Annotated in this window: 20 protein-coding genes and 1 pseudogene; 1 reads left to right on the top strand and 20 read right to left on the bottom strand. The window is 65.5% G+C overall.

Annotation, left to right across the window (positions count from 1 at the left end; genetic code table 11):
- Together hisS and VIQ49_RS14640 are read right to left on the bottom strand one after the other, a co-directional pair.
- Positions 1-1,272 (bottom strand): histidine--tRNA ligase, encoded by a 1,272-nt coding sequence (hisS, locus tag VIQ49_RS14645; RefSeq protein ID WP_331885810.1) that lies wholly within the window; start codon positions 1,270-1,272, stop codon positions 1-3.
- Positions 1,269-1,985: an MBL fold metallo-hydrolase gene (locus VIQ49_RS14640; RefSeq protein WP_331885808.1), complete on the bottom strand. Its 717-nt coding sequence runs from the start codon at positions 1,983-1,985 to the stop codon at positions 1,269-1,271. Before VIQ49_RS14640 ends, hisS begins: the two co-directional genes overlap by 4 nt.
- A gap of 213 nt (positions 1,986-2,198) precedes the next feature.
- On the opposite strand from VIQ49_RS14640, the gene VIQ49_RS14635 reads away from it, so the two are divergent.
- Positions 2,199-3,098, top strand: coding sequence for a peptidylprolyl isomerase (locus VIQ49_RS14635; RefSeq protein ID WP_331885806.1), 900 nt, complete (start codon positions 2,199-2,201; stop codon positions 3,096-3,098).
- A gap of 93 nt (positions 3,099-3,191) precedes the next feature.
- On the opposite strand, the gene VIQ49_RS14630 is transcribed toward VIQ49_RS14635, so the two are convergent.
- The 18 genes and pseudogenes from VIQ49_RS14630 to VIQ49_RS14545 all read right to left on the bottom strand — a co-directional run.
- Positions 3,192-5,534: a RelA/SpoT family protein gene (locus VIQ49_RS14630; protein WP_331885804.1), complete on the bottom strand. Its 2,343-nt coding sequence runs from the start codon at positions 5,532-5,534 to the stop codon at positions 3,192-3,194.
- Between the two features lie 33 nt (positions 5,535-5,567).
- Complete coding sequence (locus tag VIQ49_RS14625) at positions 5,568-6,128, bottom strand: adenine phosphoribosyltransferase (RefSeq protein ID WP_331885802.1); 561 nt, start codon at positions 6,126-6,128, stop codon at positions 5,568-5,570.
- Positions 6,129-6,150: 22 nt separating this feature from the next.
- The gene (locus VIQ49_RS14620; RefSeq protein ID WP_331885800.1) at positions 6,151-7,854 is read right to left on the bottom strand and encodes an ABC transporter substrate-binding protein; all 1,704 of its coding nucleotides are present in this window, start codon (positions 7,852-7,854) and stop codon (positions 6,151-6,153) included.
- Positions 7,855-7,865: 11 nt separating this feature from the next.
- Complete coding sequence (gene secF, locus VIQ49_RS14615; protein WP_331885798.1) at positions 7,866-9,053, bottom strand: protein translocase subunit SecF; 1,188 nt, start codon at positions 9,051-9,053, stop codon at positions 7,866-7,868.
- Positions 9,046-10,611, bottom strand: coding sequence for a protein translocase subunit SecD (gene secD, locus VIQ49_RS14610; RefSeq protein ID WP_331885796.1), 1,566 nt, complete (start codon positions 10,609-10,611; stop codon positions 9,046-9,048). Before secD ends, secF begins: the two co-directional genes overlap by 8 nt.
- A gap of 128 nt (positions 10,612-10,739) precedes the next feature.
- Positions 10,740-11,153 (bottom strand): preprotein translocase subunit YajC, encoded by a 414-nt coding sequence (gene yajC / locus VIQ49_RS14605; protein ID WP_331885794.1) that lies wholly within the window; start codon positions 11,151-11,153, stop codon positions 10,740-10,742.
- 112 nt (positions 11,154-11,265) lie between these two features.
- Positions 11,266-12,414 carry a Holliday junction branch migration DNA helicase RuvB gene (gene ruvB, locus VIQ49_RS14600; RefSeq protein ID WP_331885792.1) on the bottom strand — a complete coding sequence of 383 codons (1,149 nt, stop codon included), beginning with the start codon at positions 12,412-12,414 and terminating at the stop codon, positions 11,266-11,268.
- Positions 12,415-12,427: 13 nt separating this feature from the next.
- On the bottom strand, positions 12,428-13,027 hold the full coding sequence (gene ruvA / locus VIQ49_RS14595) for a Holliday junction branch migration protein RuvA (protein ID WP_331885790.1): 600 nt from the start codon (positions 13,025-13,027) through the stop codon (positions 12,428-12,430).
- Entirely contained in the window at positions 13,024-13,611 is a 588-nt protein-coding gene (ruvC, locus tag VIQ49_RS14590; RefSeq protein ID WP_331885788.1) for a crossover junction endodeoxyribonuclease RuvC, read from the bottom strand. Before ruvC ends, ruvA begins: the two co-directional genes overlap by 4 nt.
- A 94-nt stretch (positions 13,612-13,705) precedes the next feature.
- Positions 13,706-14,464 carry a YebC/PmpR family DNA-binding transcriptional regulator gene (locus tag VIQ49_RS14585; protein WP_331885786.1) on the bottom strand — a complete coding sequence of 253 codons (759 nt, stop codon included), beginning with the start codon at positions 14,462-14,464 and terminating at the stop codon, positions 13,706-13,708.
- Between the two features lie 69 nt (positions 14,465-14,533).
- Complete coding sequence (pdxT, locus tag VIQ49_RS14580; RefSeq protein WP_331885784.1) at positions 14,534-15,142, bottom strand: pyridoxal 5'-phosphate synthase glutaminase subunit PdxT; 609 nt, start codon at positions 15,140-15,142, stop codon at positions 14,534-14,536.
- Positions 15,139-15,990 (bottom strand): acyl-CoA thioesterase II, encoded by an 852-nt coding sequence (locus VIQ49_RS14575; RefSeq protein WP_331885926.1) that lies wholly within the window; start codon positions 15,988-15,990, stop codon positions 15,139-15,141. Before VIQ49_RS14575 ends, pdxT begins: the two co-directional genes overlap by 4 nt.
- Positions 15,991-16,067: 77 nt before the next feature.
- Positions 16,068-16,523, bottom strand: coding sequence for a helix-turn-helix transcriptional regulator (locus VIQ49_RS14570; protein WP_331885782.1), 456 nt, complete (start codon positions 16,521-16,523; stop codon positions 16,068-16,070).
- A gap of 186 nt (positions 16,524-16,709) precedes the next feature.
- A complete protein-coding gene (locus tag VIQ49_RS14565) occupies positions 16,710-17,438 on the bottom strand; it encodes an FHA domain-containing protein (RefSeq protein ID WP_331885780.1) in 729 nt (242 codons plus the stop codon).
- An 8-nt stretch (positions 17,439-17,446) separates the two neighbouring features.
- Positions 17,447-18,259, bottom strand: a complete 813-nt coding sequence (locus tag VIQ49_RS14560; RefSeq protein WP_331885778.1) for a PP2C family protein-serine/threonine phosphatase — start codon at positions 18,257-18,259, stop codon at positions 17,447-17,449.
- Between the two features lie 227 nt (positions 18,260-18,486).
- Complete coding sequence (gene pdxS, locus VIQ49_RS14555; protein WP_331885776.1) at positions 18,487-19,413, bottom strand: pyridoxal 5'-phosphate synthase lyase subunit PdxS; 927 nt, start codon at positions 19,411-19,413, stop codon at positions 18,487-18,489.
- A 107-nt stretch (positions 19,414-19,520) separates the two neighbouring features.
- Positions 19,521-20,012: pseudogene (locus VIQ49_RS14550) on the bottom strand (exopolyphosphatase); the annotation flags it as partial.
- Positions 20,009-21,088 (bottom strand): glycosyltransferase family 4 protein (locus VIQ49_RS14545; RefSeq protein WP_331885774.1); only part of this gene is annotated, 1,080 nt, incomplete at its 5' end. The pseudogene VIQ49_RS14550 and the gene VIQ49_RS14545, both read right to left, overlap by 4 nt.

The raw sequence follows: 21,088 nt of genomic DNA, 5'->3' as shown, positions 1-21,088 counted from the left end.
CTATCCCTGCGCCAGTGCCGAATTGATGTGCGCCACAACATCATCGAGCGCAACGCGCTGCTGCTCGCCGTTGGTCAGGTCTTTGAGCTCCACCTGACCGTCGGCGAGTTCGTTCTCCCCGAGCACCAGTGCGAACCGGGCGCCCGAGCGGTCGGCAGCCTTCATCGCACCCTTGAGGCCACGTCCGCCGTACGCGATGTCGGCGCGGATGCCGGCGGCGCGGAGCCGGCCGGTGATCGCCACCAGCTCGTCTTTTGCGGCCTCACCCATCGGGACCCCGAACACCTCGCACCGCGCATCACTCGCTGCGGCAATGCCTTCGGCCTCCAGCGCGAGCACGGTCCGGTCGACGCCGAGCCCGTACCCGATCCCCGACAACTCCTGCTTGCCGCCGAGCTGCTTCATCAGGCCGTCGTAGCGTCCGCCACCACCGATACCCGATTGCGCGCCGAGTCCGTCGTGGACGAACTCGAACGTGGTCTTGGTGTAGTAGTCGAGGCCGCGCACCAGTCGCGGGTTCTTCTCGTACGGAACGCCGAGACGGTCGAGGTGCCCGATGACCGCGTCGTAGTGTTCGCGTGCGGAGTCGGACAGATAATCGATCATCAGCGGCGCCGACGCGGTTGCCTCACGAATGTGCGGACGCTTGTCGTCGAGCACACGCAGTGGGTTGATCTCCGCCCGGCGCCGGGTGTCCTCGTCGAGGTCGAGCCCGAAGAGGAACTGCTGCAATGCCTCCCGGTACTGCGGCCGGCAGGTGTCGTCACCGAGCGAGGTGATCTCGAGACGGAAACCGGTGAGACCGAGACGGCGGAAACCCTTGTCGGCGATGGCGATGACCTCGGCGTCGAGCGCCGGATCGTCGATGCCGATCGCCTCGACACCGACTTGCTGCAACTGCCGGTACCGACCGGTCTGCGGCTTCTCATACCGGAAGAAAGGCCCGTTGTACGACAACTTGACCGGCAACTGCCCACGGTCGAGACCGTGCTGGATCACCGCGCGCATGACACCGGCGGTGCCCTCGGGGCGCAGTGTCACCGAGCGGTCGCCACGGTCGGCGAACGTGTACATCTCCTTGGAGACGACGTCGGTGGATTCTCCGACACCGCGGGCGAACAACGCGGTGTCCTCGAAGATCGGGAGCTCGATGTGTGAGTACCCCGCCAGCCATGCCGCACGCGTCAGGGTGTCGCGTACCGCCACGAACTGAGCCGACTGCGGTGGCACATAGTCCGGAATACCTCGTGGAGCCTGAAATCCGGCATTCACAGCCCGTGACGTCCCTTCTTGGGTTGATCGGCGGCACCTGAACTGGTCAGGCCCGCGAGAAATGGGTTGGCGGTGCGTTCGCTACCGATGCTGGTCTGCTCGCCGTGGCCCGGCAGGACCACGGTGTTGTCGTCGAGGGACAGGAGTCGGTCGGCGATCGAGTCGAGGAGTTGCTGATGACTCCCCCCGGGCAGATCGGTGCGCCCGATCGAACCGGCGAACAGTACGTCACCCGAGAAACACACCGGCACAGTGCCCTCCGGGGTGTCGACGCCGATACCGAAGAGCACCGAGCCCTGGGTGTGGCCGGGCGCGTGGTCCACCGTGAACGACAGCCCCGCGACGTCGACCGTTTCGCGGTCGGTCAGTTCGATGACTTTTTCCGGCTCCCGGAACACCGTGTCACCGATGATCGAGGACATCGCCCGTCCGATCCCACGGCCCGGATCGGCCAGCATCGGCCGGTCGTCGGGATGGATGTAGGCCGGGATCGCGAACTCATCGCAGAGCTCCGCGGCATTCCAGGTGTGGTCGAGGTGACCGTGGGTCAACAGGACCGCCACCGGGTTCAGCTGATGCTCGGACAGGATCTCTCGAACCGCCGGTGCCGCATCCTGACCTGGGTCGATGATGATCGCATCAGTGCCGGGTCCGCTCGCCACCACATAACAGTTGGTGGCGAACATGCCGGCGGGGAAACCCGTGATCAGCATGGTCTGTTCTCCTCCGGTCGTACGACTGTTTCCCATCATCATCCCAGTACGGACAAACCTGCTCGCCACGGCCATCTATTCGAGTCGGACTCTTGTCCGGCGCGCCCTGGCATCGCCCGTATAACGTGCTCTCAGCAAGTGCTGGCAGACTCGCATCGGTGTCCCGCACCGGGGGCGCGAGCAATCGTAAGACTTTGACGGAGGTTCTCTGCAGTGTCGAGCAACAACGAGCAACGACGGCAAGCGGCAAAACGCAAGCTGGAGAAGCGGTTGGAGCACCAGCAGAAGGCCGCACGCAAGCGGAAGCTGATCATCATCGGCAGTTCGGTGGCCGTGGTTGTCATCGTTGCCGCGAGCGTGACCGCCTTTGCCGTCAAAAAGGTGTCCGACGACAACGAGAAGGCTCGCTGGACCGCCTGCGCGTACACGCCTGACGACACCGATCCGCTGGCCTCGTTGCCGCCGATCGAGCAGGTCCCCGCCGAGCAACAAGCCGAGTACCTGAAGTACAAGGAAGAGCTCACGGCCGGGATGGCCAACAAACGCACCACCCCGATGCCCGGTGACAAGCAACTGAAGAGCGGCACTCTCGACTCGGTGTTCGCCACCAACCAGGGTGATCTGCCGATGACGCTCGAGCGTGAGGGTGCACCCTGCAACGTCGGCGCGTTCGAGACGCTCATCAAGGCCGGTTACTACAACAACACCTCTTGCCATCGCCTCACCACCGAGGGCATCAAGGTGCTGCAGTGTGGCGATCCGACGGCAACGGGCGCAGGAGGACCCGGATGGTCGAGCCCCGACGAGGCGCCGACAAACCTGGCGCCGGCACCGGGTGACACGACCGGTCAGTCCGTCGTCTACCCCCGCGGAACGATCGCCGTCGCCAACAGTGGCCAGCCGAACACCGGCGCCAGCCAGTTCTTCATGGTCATCCAGGACAGCACACTGGCACCGAGCTACTCGGTCATCGGCACGGTTGATCCCGCCGGGCTCGAAGTCCTCGACAAGGTCGCCGCAGCCGGTGTCACACCCGGCGCCGACGGCGCTCCCGCCACCGATGGCAAGCCTGCTCTGCCGGTCGACATCTCCACCGCGACCATCACCAACTGAACTGACGCTCTGACCGACGAACTCGGCCGCCCCGATCAGGGGCGGCCGAGTTTGTTGTCTGTCGGATTCGACCGGCCGGAGGACGGCCACCGCTCAGGCGGCGGAGGTCACCCGGTAGACGTCGTAGACACCTTCGACGTTGCGTACGACGTTCAGTACGTGCCCGAGATGCTTGGGGTCGCCCATCTCGAAGGTGAACTTGCTGATGGCCACCCGGTCACGACTGGTGGTCACCGAGGCCGACAAGATGTTGACCCGCTCGTCCGCGAGAACCCTCGTCACGTCCGACAGGAGACGCGAACGGTCCAGCGCCTCGACCTGGATGGCGACCAGGAACACCGACGACGGTGACGGTGCCCATTTGACGTCGATGATCCGCTCCGACTGCTCGCGCAGCGACCCCGCGTTGGTGCAGTCGGTGCGGTGCACGCTGACGCCACCGCCGCGGGTCACGAACCCCATGATCTCGTCGCCCGGGACGGGGGTACAGCACTTGGCCAGTTTCGCGAGCACTCCGTCGGCGCCCGGTACCACCACACCGGCATCACCGGTCTGACGGACCGGAGAGGGCATCGTCGAGGGCGTGGACCGTTCGGCGAGTTCCTCTTGCGCGTCCTCCAGGCCACCGAGCTGGGCCACGAGCCGACTGACCACGTGCCGCGCCGACACATGGCCTTCGCCGACGGCGGCATACAACGCCGACACATCGGCGTACCGCAGCTCGCTGGCAATCGCACTCATCGAGTCGCCGTTGAGCAGCCGCTGGATCGGAAGTCCGCCGCGGCGAACCTCTTTGATGATCGCTTCCTTGCCGGACTCGAGTGCTTCTTCGCGACGTTCCTTGGCGAACCACTGCCGGATCTTGGCCGTGGCCCGCGGGCTGACAACAAAGTTCTGCCAGTCCCGGGACGGACCCGCCGTCACCGCCTTCGAGGTGAAAACTTCGACCACTTCACCGTTTTCGAGCTTGCGCTCCAGCGCCACGAGTCGACCGTTGACCCGCGCGCCGATGCACCGGTGACCCACCTCGGTGTGTACCGCGTACGCGAAGTCGACCGGCGTCGACCCCATCGGAAGGGTGATCACATCACCCTTCGGGGTGAAGACAAAGATCTCCTTGACCGCGAGGTCGTACCGCAGCGATTCGAGGAACTCCCCCGGATCGGCTGCCTCCCTTTGCCAATCGAGCAACTGGCGCATCCACGCCATGTCGTCGATCTCAGAGGCTTCCGATCCCGCCTTGGAGCCGTTTTTCCCTCGGGTCTCCTTGTACCGCCAGTGCGCGGCGATGCCGAACTCCGCGGTGCGATGCATGTCCCGGGTCCGGATCTGCACTTCCAGCGGCTTGCCCTCGGGACCGATCACCGTGGTGTGCAGCGACTGATAGACACCGAAGCGAGGCTGGGCGATGTAGTCCTTGAAGCGGCCCGCCATCGGCTGCCAGAGCGAATGCACCACGCCCACAGCGGCATAGCAGTCTCGGAGGTCGTCGCACAGGATGCGCATGCCGACCAGGTCGTGGATGTCGTCGAACTCGCGGCCCTTGACGATCATCTTCTGGTAGATGGACCAATAGTGCTTGGGGCGCCCTTCGACAGTTGCGGTGATGCGCGACCCCTCGAGCGACTTGATGATGTCGGCGCGGACGCGCGCGAGGTAGGTGTCGCGCGACGGTGCCCGGTCGGCGACCAGCCGGACGATCTCCTCGTATCGCTTGGGATGCAGGATCGCGAAAGCCAGGTCCTCGAGCTCCCACTTGACCGTGGCCATACCGAGGCGGTGGGCCAGCGGAGCGATGACCTCGAGCGTCTCCCGCGCTTTGCGGGCCTGCTTCTCGGGCGGGAGGAAGCGCATGGTCCGCATGTTGTGCAGGCGGTCGGCCACCTTGATCACCAGCACCCGCGGGTCCCGGGCCATCGCGATGATCATCTTGCGGATGGTCTCGGCCTCGGCGGCATTGCCCAGTGTGACCTTGTCGAGTTTGGTGACGCCGTCGACGAGATGGGCAACTTCCTGCCCGAAGTCCTCGGAGAGCTGCTCGAGCGAATAGCCGGTGTCCTCGACGGTGTCGTGCAGCAACGCCGCGATGAGGGTCGTGGTGTCCATCCCGAGGTCGGCGAGAATCGTCGCCACGGCCAGCGGGTGGGTGATGTACGGGTCGCCGGACTTGCGGAACTGACCGCTGTGGCGCGACTCTGCGGTGTCGTATGCCCGCTGCAGCACTTGGACGTCGGCCTTGGGGTAGAGGTCGCGATGCAGGGCGACCAGGGGCTCGAGAACAGGTCTGATGGAGCTCTTGGTCGCTGTCATGCGACGGGCGAGGCGGGCACGCACACGCCGTGACGCCGACGTCGACACCGCGGCGCCACCGGTCTTCGTTTCGGGATCTTTGTCACCGGTGGTCACCGATGCAGTCTTCGAAGCCTCATCAGCCATCTGTCACCTCCGTTGTCGCCAAGACTAGTCGTCTCAACCCGGCGCCAATGCGCTGAGCCCGACGTTGCCGCAGGCCGCGCCGACCGCCTCGCGCCCGCCCAGACCGTCGAGTTCCATCACCACGGCGATCGAGACCGGGATCGCACCGGCCTGCCGCAGCAGTTTCACCGCCGCGATGACCGTTCCGCCGGTGGCCAGGACGTCGTCGATGACAAGAACGCGGCGTCCGGTCAGATCGAGCCCGTCCGCCGGGATCTCCAGGCTCGCAGTGCCGTATTCGAGGGTGTACGACTCCGTCAGGACCGGTGGCGGCAACTTGCCGGCCTTGCGCAGCGCCAGCACACCGGTGCCCAGTTGCAATGCGACACCAGAACCCAACAAGAATCCGCGGGCGTCGATTCCCGCCACCAGGTCGACCCCGTCGACGCCACCGGATGCCAGCCCGGTGATCACTGCGCGCAATCCCTCGGGATCGGCCAGGACCGGCGAGAGGTCCTTGAATTGGATTCCGGGAGAAGGGAAATCGGCCACTCTTCTGGTGAGTCGTTCGATCGCCGTGAGGGCGTCGAGGCTGATCGGGGTCTGGCTGTCCATCTGGTGTCCTCAATTCCTGCGTTCAGCTGTCGGTCAACAGCCAGCGGTCGATGTTCCAGCCTGCGCCCGTCCTGGACATCCCCACCACCACATTGTTCACATTGTCCCCCGACAGAGCGGTACGCGCCTCCACAAACAGCGGTAACACCGGCATGTCGCGCCACAGAAGCGTTTCGATCTCGCGCAGCAGCGGGAGTCGGTCGGCCGACGGCACGGTGACGGCGAGTTGCTCGATCAGTGCCGACACCCGTTCGTTGTCGTAGCCCCCGACGTTGATCGGTTCGCCGCGTACGAACGCGTAACTGTCGCGGGTCGGGTCGGCGGCACCGGTGGCCGCGAAACCGTTGCCGGACGCGGTGATCAGAACGTCGACGTCGCGCCCGAGACTGGCCGGACCGATCTGCGGGCCGGCCGCATCGGTCACCCTCACGCCCGCCCCACCACAGCTCGCGGCGATGGCCGACACCATCTGCGCCCGCCGGTTGTCGGGCCCGACATAGCCGATGCGCACCACCAGTTCCGGTCTCCCGGCGCGGGCGTCCGCCAGTTCTCCACGGGTCCGTTCGGGGTCGGCCTGCAGAAACTCTCCGCCGAACTGTGCGTTCACCGATTCCGCCAGCAGGTCGACCGGGCTGAGGATGTGATGGTTGGTCACCTGGGCGCCCCGGCCGAACTCGCGGGCCAGACTGTCTCGTGGGACGCAGGCGGCAAACGCCCGTCTCACCCGTGCGTCGGCAAACGCCCCGCCGCGCGAGAAGACCAGACGTTCGACGCCCAGCGACGACATCGGGACCTGCGACGCGGGGGGCACCGACTCGGCGCTCGCCTGGCTGCGGGGCGCCGGATCGACACCGTAGGCGCCGGTGGCGATGTCGAGGACATCGACGGCACCAGCATCTCCGCCGGCGATCTCCTCGGTCATCTCGCTCTGCCGCGGCCACACGGTGATCCGATCGGTGGCCGGCGGCTCGCCCCACCAACGTGTGTTGGCGGTCAGGACCAGCCCACCGTCACGGGTGTACTCCTCGACGCGCAGCGGTCCCAGCGCCGGATAGCGGTCGGGCCCGACGTCCCCGGGCACGAGGTCCCACGCGCTGTTCCACACCCGGGCGAGTTCGGCCTTGGCCGCCTGGTCGGTCCCGGTGACGACGTCGACGACCGATGACAGACCCATCTGCCCGGTGATCACCTGCGGTGGCAGCAGGGTGCCGGCGCCGAAGAGCGCCTTCCAATCCCGGTATGCACGACCGTGTTTGAACGTGACGGTCGCGGCCCTGGCCCCGGGCTGACAGTCGACGTCCTCGATGTCGCGGTATCCGGCCGTGGTCGCGACATCGAACCCGCCGACGGCACCGCTGTGCGCGGCCCACGCCAGCACCAGTGCGTCACAGGTCAAGGGCACGCCGTCGCTGTACACCGCCAGCGGATTGACCTGATATCGGACCACCAGCCGTCCGTTGTCGCTGTCGGTCACCACGGCGGTACCGACGTCGGTGTCGGCCAGAACACTGCCGTCCGGTCCGAGGTAGCTGAAACCCGGGAGTACCCGCGACAGCGCCATGAGTGCCCCCTCGGTGGACCCGACCAGCGATCCCGGGTTGTACGTCGTCACCGCGCCGTCGATGACGTAATTGACGGTCTTCACCGGCGGATCCGAGCAGGCCGTCACCAACCCCAGAGCGCACACCCCAGCGACTGCCATCGCCAGGAGCCCACGGGTTCTCATGAACCGTGAGGTTAGTGCTTGCGCCTGCGCTTACCGGAAGGACGCGCCCCCGGCTCCGGAGCGGTTCCGGACCGGCGTGGCGTGTGTTTGGTGGTCGCCACTTTCTTGGTGAGCGTCGTCGTCGCGGTCCCTGAGTCGTCGCTCTCGGCAGCGCCGGCCGCACGCTGTTCGCGCTCGGCACGCCGCGACAGCACCTTGCGGGTGTGTGCACCGATGTCTTTCCGACGTTCCTTCAGCGTGACCAGCAGCGGCGTGGCGAAGAAGATCGACGAGTAGGTTCCGGTGATGACACCGACCATCTGGACCAGAGCGAGGTCCTTCAGTGTCCCGACACCCAGCAGCCAGACCGCGATGACCATCAGCGCGAGCACTGGCAGCACCGAGATCAAGGTGGTGTTGATCGAGCGCATCAGCGTCTGATTCACCGCGAGGTTCGCCTGCTCGGCGTACGTGCGTCTGGTTGTGTGCGTGACCCCCCGCACGTTCTCCTCGACCTTGTCGAAGACCACCACCGTGTCGTACAGGGAGAAGCCGAGGATCGCGAGGAAACCGATGACGGTTGCCGGGGTGACCTCGAAGCCCACCATCGAATAGATACCGGCCGTGGTGATGACGTCGAAGATCAGCGCAGCCATCGCCGAGAGGGCCATCTCCTTGTCGAACCGGATCGCGATGTAGATGGTCACGATGACCAGGAAGACGATGAGAGCGATGATCGCCTTCTCGGTGATCTCACCGCCCCAGGTGGAACTGACCTCGGACGAACTGACGTCGTTCGGCGCCAAGCCGAACGCCTCGGCCAGCGCGGCGTTCACCTTCACGACCTCTTGGGCGTTGAGGGTCTCGGTCCGGATCTGCACCGTCTTGCTCGAACCGGCGCCGGCGGTCTGCACCGATTCCGGGTCGCTGCCCATCGCGCCGGAGTAGGCATCCTCCACGTCGGAGACACTCACGCCATCAGACATCGGGAACGAGATCTGCGTGCCGCCCTCGAAATCGATTCCGAGGGTGAAACCTCTGATGCCGATACTGGCCAGCGAGATCACGATCATCGCCACTGTGATCATGTACCACATGCGGCGTTTGCCGACGATCTCGAAGGCACCGGTTCCGGTGTAGAGGCGCGAGAGCACCGAACGGTTGGTGGCCGAGACAAAATCCGCGTCACTCGTGGGCGCCAGGCGATCGACCTCAGCCATTCCGCACACCTCCTGAGGTCGAAGTCGGACGATTCGCGGCGGCAGCCTGACGGCGCTCGCGCGCCACTTCGGTGACTGCGCCCAGTCCGTTGATGTTGGGCTTGGAGAGGAACTTCGACCGTGAGGCGTAGACGACCAGCGGGTAGGTCACCATGAAGACGACGGCAACGTCGAGGATGGTGGTGAGTCCGAGTGTGAACGCGAAGCCGCGCACCTCACCGACTGCCAGGAAGTACAGCACCGCCGCCGAGATCAGGCTGACCGCGTTACCGGACCAAATGGTCCGTTTCGCTCGTGCCCAGCCCCGAGGCACCGCGGACCGGAAACTCCGGCCCTCGCGCATCTCGTCCTTTATTCGTTCGAAGTAGACAACAAACGAGTCGGCGGTCATACCGATACCGATGATCAGACCCGCGATACCGGCGAGGTCGAGCGAGAAGCCGATGTACCGGCCGAGCAGCACCATGATCCCGTAGACCATGACGCCGGACAGGACCAGCGAGAGAATCGTCAGGATCCCGAGCATGCGGTAGTAGACGAGCGCGTAGGCGAAGACGAGTGCCAGACCGACGAGCCCGGCGATCAGGCCGGCCTTCAGCGACGACCAGCCGAGGGTGGCCGAGACGGTTTCGGCGTCGGATGCCTCGAAGGACAGCGGCAGCGAACCGTACTTCAACACGTTCGCGAGGTCTTTGGCCTCACTCTGGGTGAAGTTGCCACTGACCTCGGTGGTGCCGCTGATGGCGCCGTTGATCTGAGGGGCGCTGACCACTCTGGAGTCCAGTGTGAAGGCCGTCTGCTTGCCGATGTTCTGTGCGGTGTAGCTGGCCCATCGCTCGCTGGCGCCGCCCTTGTAGTCCAGTCGCACGATCCAGGCGCCGGTGCCCTGCGTGGTGCCGGCCTCCGCCGAATCGATGTCGCTGCCCTTGAGGATCTGCGGCTCGAGCAGGTAGACCTGCGATCCGTCCTCGGAACAGGTCACCAGGTACTGGCCGGGATCGTCGTTGCCCTGCAACGGATCCGGGACCGCCGGGTCACAGTTCATCTGCGGCATGTAGGCGACCAACGCGGCGGTGTCGGCATCGGCGGGAGCCTGCCGCAACTTCTTCGCCTCGGCGATCGCGTCCTCGGACGACTGATTCTCGGGTGGCGGCGCGGTGTTCGGCTGCGGGGTGGCGGCCTGGACACTGGCGACCGGGCGGACATAGAGCAACGCCGTCTGTCCGAGGGTCCGCGCCTGCTGACCGTCATCACCGGGCACGGTGATCACGAGGTTGTCACCGGTGACAACCACCTCGGAGCCCGAGACACCGAGACCGTTGACACGGTTCTCGATGATCTGCTTGGCCTTGTCGAGTTGGTCCCGGCTCGGCGAACTGCCGTCGGGTGTCCGAGCGGTCAGCGTGACCCGGGTACCACCCTGCAGGTCGATACCCAGTTTTGGTGTCGGTTCCTGGTTACCGGTGAAGAACACCAGCCCATACACCACGATCATCAACAAGAAAAAGACGATCAATGACCGTAGAGGTGGTGCCTCACGGTTCGACGACGATGCCACGCTGCCTACGTCTCCTCGGTTGTTCTACAAACCCCATGCAGACCGCAGGGGCGCCTGCCACGGTACGTGCCGCGACCACGGTTGTGTCGCGACACCTCCGGCAAGGCGCCCCAGGACGGGCTGCGTACCTACGCTTTGTCTTGGTCTTCGTGCGGCTTCTCGAGGCTGATGGCGTTGTCGTCTCCGTCGGAGCCGCCGCTCAGGTCGTCGTCATCGTGGATGCCGTTGTATTCGACCTCGGCATCGTTGCCGATCAGACCCACACCCGGATAGCTGTCGGCGAGGTCATCGGCGTGGACGACCTCGCGGATGGCGAGACGATTCCAGCGGGAGACGTAGCCGTCGGCGATCTCGAGGTCAACGGTGCCCTCGGCCAGTCCGGCAACGGTTCCGTACACGCCAGAGGTGGTCTGGACACGGACGCCGACCTGCAGGGATTCCTGCATGGTCTTGGCTTCTGCCGTTGCCTTCTTCTGGCGGCGGACAGACAGGAACATCATGCCGACCAGAAAGACCAGCAGTAGTGGGAATAGCAATTCCATGAGTTGTCTTCAGTCCTTGATTTGTAATCCGTGGTCACGAGAAGTGCTCGCAATCACTGACCAGTGTGCCATCTCGCCCGACCAGACCCGATTCGGCATCGACGAGGAGATCTCAGTTGTCGTTGTCGTCCGACGGGTCGAAGAGTGAAACCACGCCGGGTCCGTCGTCCCTCGCGCGCACCCCGAACGCCGCGTTGAGCGCTCCGGCCGGTGGTGTCAGCCCGAGGTGATGCCACGCCGCGGCCGTGGCGACGCGGCCTCGGGGGGTCCGGGCGACCATCCCGGCGCGCACGAGGAATGGTTCACACACCTCTTCTACGGTCGCCGGCTCCTCGCCCACGGCCACCGCAAGTGTCGAGACACCAACCGGTCCACCGCCGAAACCCCTGATCAGGGCCGCCAGGACGGCGCGGTCAAGACGGTCGAAGCCCAGTTCGTCGACGTCGTAGACGGTCAGCGCGGAACGGGCGACCGCCAGGTCGACCCTGCCGTCTGCGCGTACCTCGGCGTAGTCACGAACCCGCCGCAACAACCGGTTGGCGATACGGGGTGTGCCGCGCGACCGCGACGCGATCTCCGCGCCGGCCTCGGCATCGAGTGTGATCCCGAGAATTCGTGCCGCACGGTGAAGAACACGTTCGAGTTCGCCCGTGTCGTAGAACTCCATGTGCGCGGTGAAGCCGAATCGGTCACGGAGTGGTCCGGTGAGGGCGCCGGAGCGGGTGGTGGCGCCGACCAGCGTGAACGGCGCGACATCGAGCGGGATCGACGTGGCGCCGGGGCCTTTGCCCACGACGACGTCGACCCGGAAGTCCTCCATCGCGAGGTAGAGCATCTCCTCGGCGGGCCGGGCGATCCGGTGGATCTCGTCGATGAACAGGACGTCACCCTCGACGAGATTGGACAGCATGGCGGCCAGATCGCCGGCGCGTTCGAGTGCCGGACCCGACGTGATGCGCAGTGCGGCACCCATTTCCGATGCGATGATCATCGCCAGTGATGTCTTGCCGAGACCGGGCGGACCGGACAGCAGGATGTGGTCTGGTGTCCCGCCGCGTCCACGGGCCGCCTGCAGCACGAGTTCGAGCTGTTCGCAGACGCGGGGCTGCCCGATGAAGTCGGTCAGGCTCCGTGGCCGCAGGCTGTTGTCGAGATCGGCGTCGCCGTTGATTCGCGCCGCGTTCACGGTGCGGTCGTCGGTGTCGTCGGATCCGGAACCGAAGTCGTCGGCCCCGCGGCCCTCGTCTTCCGGGTCGATCATCTGGTCTCACCCATCACTTGGTTTTGCCCAAAGCGGCCAGACTCGCCCGCAACACGGCTGCCGAATCGGCATCGGGAGCCTCCGAGAGCACGGCGATAACCGTTTTCTCTGCCTGGGGCCCGGCGAACCCGAGTCCGACCAGGGCCTCGGTGACCTGATCGCGAACGGCGAAGCCCGACATCGCGAGCCCACCGCCGGAATCGTCGGTATGCGGACGATCGACCTTGTCGCGCAGTTCGACCACCAGACGTTCGGCGACGCGCTTGCCGATGCCCGGGACGGTGATCAATGCCTTGGTGTCTCCGCCGGCCAGGGCCTGCCGCAGCGCGTCGGGTTCGAGGACCGCCAGCGTGGCCATCGCCAGCCGCGGACCGACCCCGGTGACCGTCTGCAGGAGGGTGAACAGCGAGCGAGCATCGGGTTCGGTGAACCCGTACAACGTCATCGAGTCCTCGCGGACGATCATCGTGGTGAGCAGCGTGGCCTCGGCACCCCGCCGGACCGATCCGGCAGTGCTCGGTGTCACCAGGACCTGGTATCCGACACCGCCACAATCGATGACCACGTGGTCGAGTGCCACATCGACGACCGGACCACGAACCGATGCGATCATCGTGTCACCGCCTTCTTCGCCGCAGCGACCTTCTTTGCCTGGGCAACCCGGTCGCGATATGCCTTCTGTTGCGCCACTGCCTGCGCCTGCGCCGCTTCCATGCGGTCGACGATCGGCCCGCGCCAGCAATGGCAGATCGCCAGCGCCAGCGCGTCGGCCGCGTCGGCCGGTTTCGGAGCCTGCTGCATGCCGAGGATTCGGGTGACCATGGCTGTGACCTGTGCTTTGTCGGCGCGGCCGCTGCCGGTGACCGCGGCCTTCACCTCACTCGGTGTATGAAACCGCACCGGGACTCCACGTGTGGCCGCGGCCAGGGCGATCACGCCGCCGGCCTGCGCGGTGCCCATGGCGGTACTCACCTGATGCTGGGCGAAGACACGCTCGATGGCCACCACATCCGGGTCGTGGATGTCGAGCCAGTGTTCTGCCGCGGTGTGGATCGCGAGCAGGCGCTTCTCGAGCGGCATGTCCGCCGGGGTACGCACCACGTCCACGTCGAGCGCGGTCACGGCACGACCGGAGCCGGATTCGACCAGCGCGATCCCGCACCGGGTCAAACCTGGGTCAACACCCATCACGCGCATGCATCTCCACCTTCGACGGACGACCACCAGGAAACGAACAACTGTTCGATATCCTAGCGGGCGCGCCGAACGAGCCGAGGCAGCAACACGCGTGTCAGGCGTCCTGTTCGAGTTCCGCGAGCACGTCGTCGCTGATGTCGACGTTGGAATAGACGTCTTGCACGTCGTCGGAATCCTCGAGCGCGTCGATCAGCCGGAACACCTTGCGGGCACCCTCTGCGTCGACCGCGACCTCAACCGATGCCCGAAAACTCGCTTCCGCCGAGTCGTAGTCGATGCCGGCATCCTGCAGGGCGGTCCGAACGGCAACAAGATCCGTTGGCTCACTGACGATCTCGAAGGTCTCACCCAGGTCGGTGACGTCTTCGGCGCCGGCCTCGAGGACTGCCATGAGGATGTCGTCCTCGGTCTGGCCGGCCTTTTCGAGTGTCACCACACCCTTGCGGTGGAACAGGTACGACACCGAGCCCGGATCGGCCATGTTGCCGCCGTTGCGGCTCATCGCGGTGCGCACCTCGGTGGCCGCGCGGTTGCGGTTGTCGGTGAGGCATTCGATCAGGATCGCGACACCGCCCGGGCCATAGCCCTCGTAGGTGATGTTCTGCCAGTCGGCGCCGCCGGCCTCTTCGCCGCCGCCGCGTTTCCGGGCGCGTTCGATGTTGTCGTTGGGCACCGACGACTTTTTTGCCTTCTGGATGGCGTCGTACAACGTGGGGTTACCACTCGGGTCGCCGCCACCGGTGCGTGCGGCAACCTCGATGTTCTTGACGAGCTTGGCAAACATCTTGCCGCGCTTGGCATCGACCACCGCCTTCTTGTGCTTGGTGGTGGCCCATTTGGAGTGGCCGCTCATTGGCGCAAGCCCCTTTCGTACTGCTCTGATTCTCTGGCGTGAAGGTGCGGATCGATCCTACTCGCAGTGTCAGCGGGCAGACCTGACCATCGCGGCAAAGTATTCGTGGACCCGTAGATCGCCCGTCACCTCGGGGTGGAAGGAGGTCGCGAGTACGTTGCCCTCCCGCACCGCCACCACCCGGCCGGCTGCCGGGCCGTCGGGCACTGTTCCGAGCACCTGCACACCCTCCCCCGTCGATTCGACCCACGGCGCACGGATGAACACCGCCCGTACTGGGCCGCCGGCGATGCCTTCGAGTTCGAGGTCGGTCTCGAACGAGGCAACCTGGCGTCCGAATGCGTTGCGGCGCACCGTGATATCGAGGGCATCGAGGTGTTGGGCGTCGGGCCGGGTATCGAGGATGTCACTGGCCAGCATGATCATCCCGGCGCAGGACCCGTAGGCGGGCAGGCCTGCGGCCAGTGCCTTGCGGAGCGGGTCGAGCAGATCGAGGATCACCAGCAGCTTGCTCATCGTCGTCGACTCACCGCCGGGGATGACGATGCCGTCGATCTGGTCGAGTTCGCTCGGACGTCGGATCAGGACAACATCCGCCCCGGCTTTGGTGAGCGCATCGTGATGCTCGCGAACATCGCCTTGAAGTGCGAGGATGCCGATCCGTGGCGGCTTGCTCAACTCGGCCGCTTCGCGTGCTGATCTGACGGAACCGGCCGGCCGGTGCGCGTGAGACCTTCCTGGGTCACGGCCGCCACCATCACACCGCTCTGGTCATAGATACGCCCCTGGGTCAGCGCGCGACCTCCGCTCGCCGACGGCGACGTCTGGTCGTACAACAGCCACTCATCCGCGCGGAACGGGCGCAGGAACCACATCGCGTGGTCGAGCGATGCGAATTGTGCATCCTCGTCGGGATGCGGGACCTTGGCCGAACCCAGCAGGGTCATATCACTCATGTAGGCGAGCGTGCAGACGTGGAACACCTGGTCATCGGGCAATCGGGTGCGGTACTTGAACCACACCTGTTGCTGGGCGGCGAGGACCTTGCTGCCGATCATCTCGTCCTGCGGAACGATCCGGACATCGAAGTTCTGCCATTCGCGATACGGCGCCTTGAGTTCGGGGTCCTCTTCCGTCAACAGGTCGATGAGCTCTTCGGGTTGCTTGACCTTCGGCATCATGTCCTGATGCTCGTACCCCTGATCCTCGACGTGGAAGGACGCCGACATCGTGAAGATCGGCAACCCGTCCTGGACCGCGGTCACCCGGCGGGTACAGAACGACCGTCCGTCACGGATCCGATCGACGAGATACACGGTGGGTTCCGTCGGATTGCCACCCCGCACGAAGTAGCCGTGGAGGGAGTGGACGCGGAAAGCGTCGTCCACACTCCGCGTGGCCGATACCAGCGCCTGCCCGGCGACCTGCCCGCCAAAGGTGCGTTCGAGAAAGCTCGGGTACACCCGGCCCCGATAGATGTCCTTCTCGATCTGCTCGAGTTGGAGGATCTCTTCGATCATCGCCATGAGATTGGCCCCTTTCGCCACGGCAATTATTGCCCACGTGGCGTCAGGGGCTGACACAACACCCGCCTCGGGATGTCCTACAGGTCGTCGATCGAGACGATCCCGTCCTGGATGGCGCGCGCAACCAGCGCCGCCTTGGTCGATGCACCGCGCCCGACTTCGTTGTACTTCACCCGGATTCGCGCAAGATGCGTGTTGACGGTGCCCAGCGAGATGAAGAGTGACTCGGCCACAGCAGATTTCGAATCGAGGTTCAGCCAGGCCCGCAGGACCTCGACCTCGCGCTGCGACAACTTCGGCTTCGGGTAGCTCCTGGTCACCACCGAGTCGACCGGGGCCGGCGCCGACGGCCGTACCGGTGACGTCGGGGTGCCGGGCGTGGCGCATACACCGGCCGGACGTCCGGGCAGTGGCATCGTGCGCTGCGCCAGCCGGGCCAACGCCTCTTCACGGGTCAGCCGCGCCGGGGGTCCCTGGCGATAGCCACCGCGGGTACGGGTCGGCGCGTGAAAGGTGTTGTGCAATACGGTCATCACGGTCTCCTACTACAGGTTGGGCCAACTCGCTGCGCTGCGGCGTGCTGTGGAATGTCACAACACTAAAACCGCTGTGAACCGGTGTCGATGGGGAGAACTACCCACCTCATCTGCGCAGGTGAGATCAGCTTTTCATGGGGAGTCCCCGAATTTCCTGCCCCATCGGGCACACTTGCGGGCCGGTCAGCCGCTCGAACCACCGCTGCGACGAGCTTCGGTGTCGATCATCGGGAGGTCGTCGCGGGTCACCACCCGTGAGGCAACGGCGTATTCGACGAGTTTCACCCGGCGATTGCTGGCGAGGCGGCCTGATCCTCCCCGCATTCCGGAGACGCCGATCTGATCGAACTTGTCACACACGTTGTCCAGCTTGCGATTGAACTTCGTGATCGACCAGCCGAGCCTGCGCGCGGCCTGCGCGGACGAGGGAATCGAACTCGCGCCGGTACCGCTGCGGCGCAGCACCTCTTCGGCCAGCACCACGATCAGCAACTTCTGACTCTCGGTCAGAGACATCACACCGATCGTCGCCTCACCACTGCCCGTCGGTTCACCCGGCGTTTCCAGATTGACCAAAGGTGTTGTAGTCGAATGGATGTCGAGCTCATAGGTGGTGGGCCCGGCGGAGAAGACCACCGCGGTCACCCCGGAGATCAACGGAATGCTCGCACCCGGTGCCAGCGTCGCCTGGAATCCGGCCTCGCCGGCCACCACCCCCGCCGACAGGTGGGATCCCACATTCGACAGCCACCACAGGTCTTTTTCGAAGTGGATCATGAGGAACTTGCGGTGCAGATACGGGTTGTCGTCGACGTCCAGGTCGGCATCACGGCCGATGTGAAACGGCCTGTCGGTGTCGAGCGGGTAATGCTCGCCGCAGTAGTCGACAAACGACCCCTGCGCGGCTGCCATCGGCACGCTCACCGAACGGGGGGTTCGACAAGTTCCGGAACCGCCGTGACGTCGGCAATCGCAACGGTCACGTTGTCGCGGCCACCGGATTCAAGTGCGGCCGCAACCAGTGTCGTCGCAGCCTGTGTCGGATCGGCACATTCGGCGAGGATCTCGGCGATCACGAGGTCGGCGAGTTCGCCGGTCAGCCCGTCCGAGCACACCAGGATCCGGTCGCCGATGGCCACCGGGAAGGTGAAGAAGTCGGCTTCCTGTTCCATGCCCGCCCCCAGCGCCCGCGTGATCACGTTGCGCCGCGGGTCGACTCGGGCCTGTTCGGCGGTCAGGTAGCCGGCATCAACCAGTTCCTGCACCTGAGAATGGTCCACGGTGACCTGTTCCAGGCGGCCGGCGGCAAACCGGTAGGTGCGTGAATCGCCGATGTTCAGCACCAGCCAGTGCGGCACGCCGTCGTTGTCCGCCAACAGCGCACCGGTGATCGTTGTGCCCGCGTGCCGGGCGGACTCGGTGTCGATGCGTTCGATCTGCTGCTGTGCTTCGTTGAGTAGTTCGACCACGGAGTCACGGGTGCGGTTGATCCCACTGATCGCGGTACCCGACAGCGCCATCAGCGCGGCCTCACTGGCGAGTTCACCGCAGTCGTGACCGCCCATGCCATCGGCGACCAGGATCATCCCGGGCGCGACCAGCGCCGCATCCTCGTTGGTCTCCCGGAGCAGGCCGACATCACTGACAAGCGCCCAGGCGATCGCAACTTGACCGAACTCACCTGTACCGCTGCGGGTCTCATTGCGAACCGCCCCGGTTGTCTCCATGCTCATCGAGCTCCGCCTTCAGGTCTTTTGGTCAAGTGCACCAACAAGTGTCAATCTGCCACGTCGGGGCCTGGAATGCCCCTGCGCAAACATGCCCGCTGTAGATCATCCACAATCGGTCCGCGTCACGCAGTGAATTGGAATGCGTGTCGTAAGAAACGAGGTGCCACCGGGTCCGCCGAATGGCGGACGCGGTGGCACCTCGTGACTACGAGCGGTCAGGGGGCGGGTGATCACCAGCCGCGGTCCGCGAGGCGGTGCGGCTGCGGGATGTCGTCGACGTTGATGCCGACCATCGCCTCACCGAGGCCGCGCGAGACCTTGGCGAGCACGTCCGGGTCATCGAAGAAGGTGGTGGCCTGCACGATGGCCGCCGCACGCTGGGCCGGGTTGCCGGATTTGAAGATGCCCGAACCGACGAAGACACCCTCGGCGCCGAGCTGCATCATCATCGCGGCGTCGGCCGGGGTGGCGATGCCACCGGCGGTGAACAGAGTGACCGGCAGCTTGCCGGCCTCGGCGATCTCGACAACGAGGTCGTAGGGCGCCTGCAGCTCCTTGGCCGCCACGAACAGTTCGTCCTTGGGCAGGGATGTCAGCCAGCGGATCTGATCGCGGATCTTGCGCATGTGGGTGGTGGCGTTGGAGACGTCGCCCGTACCGGCCTCGCCCTTGGACCGGATCATCCCGGCACCCTCGGTGATACGGCGAAGCGCCTCACCGAGATTGGTCGCGCCACAGACGAACGGGACGGTGAAGCGCCACTTGTCGATGTGGTTGCTGTAATCGGCCGGGGTGAGAACCTCGGACTCGTCGATGTAGTCGACACCGAGGCTCTGCAAGATCTGTGCCTCGACAAAATGCCCGATGCGGGCCTTGGCCATCACCGGGATGGACACGGCTGCGATGATCCCGTCGATCATGTCCGGGTCACTCATCCGGGAGACGCCGCCCTGGGCGCGGATGTCGGCGGGTACACGCTCGAGTGCCATGACCGCAACAGCACCGGCGTCCTCGGCGATCTTGGCCTGCTCGGCGTTGACCACGTCCATGATCACACCACCCTTGAGCATCTCGGCCATTCCGCGCTTCACCCGCGCGGTACCGGTGCCGGAAGCTTCCGGGCTCACCGAGGAACCAAGGTCTGGGGCACTGCTCACGTCAATTACTCCTACATTTGCTAGTAGCTACACAGTCACAAAAAATCCTGGGCCTCCAGTCTAGGCTTTGTCTGCTCCAGCTGGACTTTCGGTGTCGATCAGACCGCTGCGCGCTCGACGATCTCGAAGTACATCGGGACCGGGGCGGTACCACCGAGGTGGAGCCACCGCACCGGGCGGCGATTGCGCAGCGCGAGGGTGTCGCGGACCGCATCGTTGTGGAATCGACGAGCGATCATCACCCGGGTCTCGGCGTCGGCGAGCTCCGTGACCAGTTGGGAGCGCAACGACCCGCTGTCGACCTGCGCCAATGCGGCCGACACCACGTTCTCGGCATCCTCACGCTCGGCCGGAGGCGCACCTTCGGCCCGGTCGGCCGCCGCGATCAGGGCCTTGCCGTCGCCGCCGAGACCGGCGCCGATCGAACGCGCCACCACCGCCCGGCGGGCCAGCGCCGCGTCGAGCGACTGCCAGGAGAGATCCACCCGCACATGCAGTCGATCGAGCCGGTTGGCCGTCTTGTAGGCCCAACCGAGCGCCGCGAGCACCACCACCGCGACGATTCCCAGGATCAGGATCGTCATCGCTGAAATGGTCATTCTTCGACCACCACCTTGCCGGCCGCCACTGTGACCGTGTCGTAGACCCGCAGGATCTGATCGGCTACCTGCGACCAGTCATATCGCGCGGCATGCTGCTCGGCCCGCTCGACCATGGCGGATCGACTGGCGTCGTCGCCGAGCGCCGCGACGATCCCGAACGCGAGTTCTTCTGGATCGCCTATTTCGACCAGGACCCCGGCGCGCCCGTCATCGAGGACCCGGCGGAACGCGTCGAGTTTGCTCGCGACAACGGCGGCACCGGCGGCCATCGCCTCGACCAGCACGATGCCGAAACTCTCGCCCCCGAGGTTGGGTGCGCAGTACACGTCGGCCGACCGCAGGGCGCGGGCCTTGGTCTCGTCGTCGACCTGACCGAGGAACACCAGGTGTTTGGCGATGTCGCCGGCTTTGCCGCACAGGGTGCGCTCGTGACCGCCGCCGACCACCAGCACCTGGACGTCCGGGTATCGCGCGACCACCGCCGGTAGCGCACCGATCAGGACATCCATCCCTTTTCGGGGTTCGTCGTAACGGCCGAGGAACAGAACCGTCTTACCCCGCCGCGGATAGCCCTCGAACGGTTCGGCGTCGGAAAAGGACCGGACGTGAACCCCGTTCGGGATCTCCACCGCGTCGGACCCGAGCGATTCCATCTGCCATCGGCGAGCGAGTTCGGAGACCGCGATCTTGCCCGCGATGCGTTCGTGATATGGCCGAAGGATGCCCTGAAAAACACTGAGCCACAGCGACTTCGTGGTCGCGGCGTGGAACGTGGTGACGATCGGGCCCTGCGCGACCATGAGGGAGAGCATCGAGATACTGGGTGAATTCGGTTCGTGTACATGCAGGACGTCGAACTCCTCCTCGCGCAGCCAGCTCCGCAGACGCCCGTAGGCCTTGGGGCTGAAGTTCAGGCGGGCCACCGAACCGTTGTACGGGATCGCCAGCGCCTCACCGACCGAGACGACGTAGTCGGGCAGTTCGGTGCCCTTGCCCGCCGGCGCGAGCACGCTGACGGTGTGTCCACGGTTGATGAACACCTGCGCGAGTTCCATCACGTGGGCCTGCACCCC

Origin of the sequence: Williamsia sp. (assembly GCF_036566845.1) — a bacterium.
Classification (GTDB): domain Bacteria; phylum Actinomycetota; class Actinomycetes; order Mycobacteriales; family Mycobacteriaceae; genus Williamsia.
The sequence above is the reverse complement of the archived record's forward strand: the minus strand, read 5'-3'. Positions and strand labels throughout refer to the sequence as shown.